Source organism: Antarcticimicrobium sp. (genome assembly GCF_029212575.1).
GTDB lineage: Bacteria > Pseudomonadota > Alphaproteobacteria > Rhodobacterales > Rhodobacteraceae > Antarcticimicrobium.
Genome location: NZ_JARGPK010000078.1, coordinates 1 through 5,012, shown reverse-complemented (window position 1 = coordinate 5,012; position 5,012 = coordinate 1). Strand labels below are relative to the sequence as shown.

6 protein-coding genes and 1 pseudogene are annotated in these 5,012 nt (G+C 60.4%); 4 read left to right on the top strand and 3 right to left on the bottom strand.

Annotated features, from left to right (window positions below):
• Positions 1-121 (bottom strand): annotated as a pseudogene (locus P1U75_RS16875) (COQ9 family protein); the annotation flags it as partial.
• A 117-nt stretch (positions 122-238) separates the two neighbouring features.
• On the opposite strand from P1U75_RS16875, the gene rpsU reads away from it, so the two are divergent.
• Positions 239-445, top strand: coding sequence for a 30S ribosomal protein S21 (gene rpsU, locus P1U75_RS16870; protein WP_008207378.1), 207 nt, complete (start codon positions 239-241; stop codon positions 443-445).
• 94 nt (positions 446-539) lie between these two features.
• Here the strand turns inward: rpsU and P1U75_RS16865 are convergent, their stop codons facing one another.
• Entirely contained in the window at positions 540-1,829 is a 1,290-nt protein-coding gene (locus P1U75_RS16865) for an Nramp family divalent metal transporter (RefSeq protein WP_300245291.1), read from the bottom strand.
• A 211-nt stretch (positions 1,830-2,040) separates the two neighbouring features.
• On the opposite strand from P1U75_RS16865, the gene mntR reads away from it, so the two are divergent.
• The 3 genes from mntR to P1U75_RS16850 all read left to right on the top strand — a co-directional run bounded on the left by mntR (position 2,041) and on the right by P1U75_RS16850 (position 3,341).
• Positions 2,041-2,496 (top strand): manganese-binding transcriptional regulator MntR, encoded by a 456-nt coding sequence (gene mntR / locus P1U75_RS16860; RefSeq protein WP_300245290.1) that lies wholly within the window; start codon positions 2,041-2,043, stop codon positions 2,494-2,496.
• 306 nt (positions 2,497-2,802) lie between these two features.
• Entirely contained in the window at positions 2,803-2,967 is a 165-nt protein-coding gene (locus P1U75_RS16855; RefSeq protein ID WP_300245289.1) for a hypothetical protein, read from the top strand.
• A gap of 53 nt (positions 2,968-3,020) precedes the next feature.
• Positions 3,021-3,341 carry a hypothetical protein gene (locus P1U75_RS16850; RefSeq protein WP_300245288.1) on the top strand — a complete coding sequence of 107 codons (321 nt, stop codon included), beginning with the start codon at positions 3,021-3,023 and terminating at the stop codon, positions 3,339-3,341.
• A 437-nt stretch (positions 3,342-3,778) separates the two neighbouring features.
• Here the strand turns inward: P1U75_RS16850 and P1U75_RS16845 are convergent.
• Positions 3,779-5,012: hypothetical protein (locus tag P1U75_RS16845; protein ID WP_300245287.1), on the bottom strand; the 1,234-nt coding region annotated here is incomplete at its 5' end.

Here is a 5,012-nt window from a genome sequence, read left to right as displayed (position 1 = left end):
GGACCGGGTCGATGCCGGCCTCGGAAACGGCCACCTTGAAGGTGGCCTCGGACCAGCCGTCGAAGGCCACGTGGTTCAAAGCGGCATCCAGCAGCCGGTCCTTGGCATCGTCCTGTTGCATCGTCATGACATCCTCCGCTTGGGTGGTCGGTCCACTGGACAAGATAGGTTATGCTTGCTATACGGCCACTTCCTGCAATTCCTTGCAACTCGAATCTAGAAAGGTGGTGACAACCACATGCAGGTTAGTGTTCGCGACAACAATGTCGATCAGGCGCTTCGTGCCCTGAAGAAAAAGCTGCAGCGCGAAGGCGTTTTCCGTGAAATGAAGCTCAAGCAACATTTCGAGAAACCGTCCGAGAAAAAAGCGCGCGAGAAAGCTGAAGCGATCCGTCGTGCCCGTAAGCTGGCGCGCAAGAAAGCTCAGCGCGAGGGGATGCTCTAAGCACACCCTCAAGCGGCCTATTCTGACGCTTATTCAGACGACCCCCGTGGCCTGGCCCGGGGGTTTGTCTTTTTTTCAGGGGTTCCCCTGGCGATCAGCCCAGCCCCGGAACACTGATCCTGAAGGTCTGCAACAGCAGCACCACGTTGAGGCTCAGCACGATCCCCGCCCCGATCACCGCCAGCACCCGCGTCAGCCGACCGATGCGGAAGGCGCCCATGATGTCGCCGCGCGAGACGAAGATGATCAGCGCCACCATCGGCACCGGCAGCGCGATCGACAGGATCACCTGCGAGACCACCAGCGCCTGGGTTGCGTTCACCCCCATCGCCACCACGGCGAAGGCGGGGATCATCGTCACTGCGCGGCGGAACCAGATCGGCAGGCGGATGCGGATAAAGCCCTGCATGATCAGCTGCCCCGCCATCGTCCCCACAACCGAACTTGAGACGCCCGAGGCGATCAGCGACACCAGGAACACCGCCGCCGCCGCACCGCCCAGCAGCGGCGTCAGCATGTGATAGGCGGTCTCGATCTCGGCCACCTCGGCATGGCCGGAATGAAAGGCACCGGCGGCCATCATCACCATGGCGATGTTCACCATCCCGGCGGCGGCCAGCGCCAGCACGACCTCGCGGTTGGAAAACGTCAGGATCTTGCGGCGGTCGGCGTCATGGCGCACCTGCGCGCGGTTCTGGGTCAGGCCGGAATGAAGGTAGATCGCATGCGGCATCACCGTGGCGCCGATGATCCCGACGGCGATGGTCAAGGCCGTCAGATCCGGCAGCGAAGGGGTAATCAGCCCGGCCCCGGCCGCGCCCCAGGCGACCGGCGCGATGAAGATCTCGATCAGGTAGCACAGGCCGATGATGGCGACGAAGGTGCCGATGATCAGCTCCATCGGGCGAAATCCGCGCGCCTCGAACAACAGGATGCCATAGGTCACAACCGCAGTGACCCCCATCCCCGCCATCAGCGGCATGTCGAACAAGAGGGCCAGCCCGATCGCGCCGCCAAGGAACTCGGCCAGGTCGGTCGCCATCGCCGCCACCTCGCTCACCGCCCACATGATCCAGACCACCGGGCGCGGGAAATGATCGCGGCTGAGCTCGGCCAGGTTCCTGCCGGTGACGATCCCCAACCGCGCCGAGAGCGATTGGAACAGCATCGCGATCAGGTTGGCGACCAGCACCACCCAAAGCAACGTATAGCCATAGCCCGCCCCGGCCTGGATGTTGGTCGCGTAGTTGCCCGGGTCCATATAGGCGACCGAGGCAATGATCGCCGGTCCGGCGAACAATAGCGCCGAGCGCGGCCCACGGCGCCGGCCTTCGAGCACCTCCGCGATGCCGAGGCGGGTGCGCCCCGTCGATGTCGAGTTCATCTCGTCATTTTCCTGTCTGATGACCGATCGGTCGGTTCTTTCGATCTCAAATAAACCCTTGGCTACACTTTTTACAATAGGGGACGTGATGTAGTCAAAACTTCAAATCAAATTAAAGTCGCTTTTAAAAGTGAAGCGGTTTCTGTAAACTGAACTTACCCTTTTGCCACTCTTGGCGGGACCGCCCCCACAGACCGGAGACATCGGACCCGTGCCCCATCGCTCACCCTCAGAGCCCACCCCCGAGGCCGAGGCCGAAGCGGCGGCGCAGCCCGACCGTTTCAACCAGGCGCGGGCGGCGCAATCCGTCGCCATTCTCGAAGACTACGCCGAGATGATCGGCGACCTGATTGAAGAGATGGGCGAAGCGCGGATCACCGATATCGCCCGCCGGATGGGAGTGACCCACCCCACCGCGACCAAGGCGGTCGCGCGGCTCAAGCGCGAGGGGCTGGCGGTGTCGCGCCCCTATCGCGGCGTCTTTCTGACCGAGGAGGGGCTGGCGCTGGCCGACCGGGTCCGCGCCCGTCATCGCACGGTGGTGGCGGTTCTGTTGGCGCTCGGGGTGCCACCCGACACCGCCGAGATGGACGCCGAGGGGATGGAGCACCATGTCTCTGAGGTGACGCTGGCGGCCTTCGAGTCCTATCTCGCGCGCGAGGACTGAGCCGGGCACAGCCCTTAACGCGTCCTGGCGCGATCCGATGCAACCCCACACTACCCTAGAACTCTTACGTTATATCAGTATCTTGCGCCAATCGCCATTGCAGAGGTCAGCATCGGATTGCCTAGAAGTGCGCTTACTTTGGGGGTTTTTTGGGGATAGACTTCTGTCATCAACAGACAGGAGCAATACCGATGCCCAAACTCGCCAAGGAACTCAGCGCCCTTGAGGTCAAGCGGCTCAAGCATCCCGGCGGAAAGGACGCGCCAGTGCCGAACTAGCAGAGGCACGACAGAAGGAAACGGACCAATGATGACCACGAAACAGCTTCAAGACAAGGCGCGCGAACTCGGCGTGCAGAAGGCCGCCGATCTGACCGGATACCCGATGAATGAAGTGTCGCGCTGGATGAACGGCGGTATCAACGCCGCCATTGCCAGCACATTCGCCGCAGCCATGATCGGCAGCAACTGAACCGAAACCCGCTGAGCAGCACCAGCATAAGGGGAACGAAGGGAGTTAGACCAATGAGCAGCCCTTTCAAAGAACTCGCCCTACGCAACGCCGTCCATGTCGATAAGCGGGCAGACCTACCGCCCCACACTGGCCAGTGCTGGTACATCAGATCCTCGGGCGGTTGCTTTGCTCTTAAAGGCACCAACCGCCAGCTGATGGACCAGCTTATGAAGACGCCCATCTACGCATCCAGCCGGATGAAAATGAGCGCCTACATAGACAAGTTGCGAAAGGCCGGGGCGCCCATTGAAACTCATTTCTACACCAATGCCGGAACCGGTGGTCGGTTCGGCGTCTATGCTCTGGCAGAGCGCGTCACTGCTCAAGGATAAGAACCAATGGTAGACTTTGTCGAACAGGCGACGTTGCGGGTCAAAGACCAAGCGACCAAGCCAGCCGTCGCGGCACACGCGGGAGGCGGTTAGCTGCCGTTCGCTGAGTTTGTTGCGAACGGCAGCAGCGCGCAGAAAGCTGCCGATGCAAAGTTGCGAACTGGGGCCGCCCTTCTCGGGTGTGACCGGCCCTCTGCCGCCGTACGAGCTTGGTCACCGTTGCGGCGGTGCGGCCCGTCAGAGCCGCCATTCGCTGCGCCCGCGCAAACTCGAAATGGCCAATTCACCCAGCGCGGAACATCGCCACCATTGATCTTAACTGCGATATCCCAGAGGCGCGCCGACCGGCTGTGGCAGGTCCACGTCTGACCGCCTGAAAATACAGTTGCTAAGAACTTGGAGTGGCGAGCAACGAGACAGGTCCATTTCAGAAAGGGTTAAAAAAGGAAGTTATCCGCATCCTTCAAGTCTTCGATCAGGATGTTCTCGACAAGAATTTCGACATTCCTGAATGACACCAACACATCTTCGTCGACTTGCTCGAAATCCAGTTGTCGTATGCGATTCGCTCCTTTCCCAATCTCGATTACGTCGGCGCCAACCGTGAAGTCGGTGATGACATCTTGACCGTCGCCCTTTTTGAAAAAGAAGGTGTCGGCTCCTTTGCCTCCTGTCAGCGTGTCATCGCCCTTTTGCCCTTTCAGAAAATCTCGCCCACCTGAGCCGGAGAGTTCATCGTTTCCGCCGCCGCCATAGAGGTCGTCATTTTTGCCTCCACCAATAAGGTTGTCGGCGCCCGAGCCACCGTTGAGAATGTCCGATCCTGCGTCGCCCTTGAGTTTGTCTACGCCTGATCCACCCAACAGCTTGTCGGCGCCCTTACCGCCGACTAGGTCGTCATCTCCCGCTCGGCCTTTGAGAACGTCATTTCCATTTCGGCCATTAAGGGTGTCGTCAAACTTGCCGCCAACGAGGCGATTGCTGCCACCGTTACCGGTCAGAATCAGTTCGCCGATAATCTTCTTGGTTGGGCTGCTAGTGGCTTCCTCATCGGTCCCAAAGCCGTCCGTGTAGCTTACACTCACTGAGATGACTGATCCCACGTCGGCTTGGACGAGTTCGTACGTCGAGGCCGTCGCGCCAGAAATGTCTTCACCATCCCGCTGCCAATTGTAGCTGAAGCTGCCCAATCCATCGGCATCGGCCAGTCCGGATGTGTTCACGGCCAAGGTTTGACCTTGCTCCTTGGTTCCTTCGATTAGAACGGCCCCCGTAGGCGCATCATTCACGTTGCTCACAGCGAAGGTATCGCCGCTGGTTACGCTTTCAGCGGTGCCGAACCGGTCGGTGTAGGCCACGCTCACGCTGATCCGCGCGCCAACCAAAGCCTGTGTCAACGTCAGTGTTGAGCTGGTTGCGCCACTGATCGGGGTGCCGTCTGCAAGCCACGTGTAAGAAAATTTGCGAAGCCCGTCTTCGTCGCTCAGGCCGCTTGCATCGGCGGTCAGTCTCGCTCCCTCGGCGGCTGTGCCGGAAATCGTCACAGACCCTGTTGGGGCGTCATTGGTGTTCACAACGGTTGCGGATAGAGGGCTTTCGACCACTTGTTCACGCCCGGCCCCGTCCGTGTAAGTGACCCTGACAAAAACCTGATCGCCGATCTCGTCATCG

Bases quoted from the DNA above. Each gene is read 5' to 3' on its own strand.
- rpsU (WP_008207378.1), top strand. From the start codon at position 239: ATGCAGGTTAGTGTTCGCGACAACAATGTCGATCAGGCGCTTCGTGCC.
- P1U75_RS16865 (WP_300245291.1), bottom strand. From the start codon at position 1,829: ATGAACTCGACATCGACGGGGCGCACCCGCCTCGGCATCGCGGAGGTG.
- P1U75_RS16855 (WP_300245289.1), top strand. From the start codon at position 2,803: ATGATGACCACGAAACAGCTTCAAGACAAGGCGCGCGAACTCGGCGTG.
- P1U75_RS16850 (WP_300245288.1), top strand. From the start codon at position 3,021: ATGAGCAGCCCTTTCAAAGAACTCGCCCTACGCAACGCCGTCCATGTC.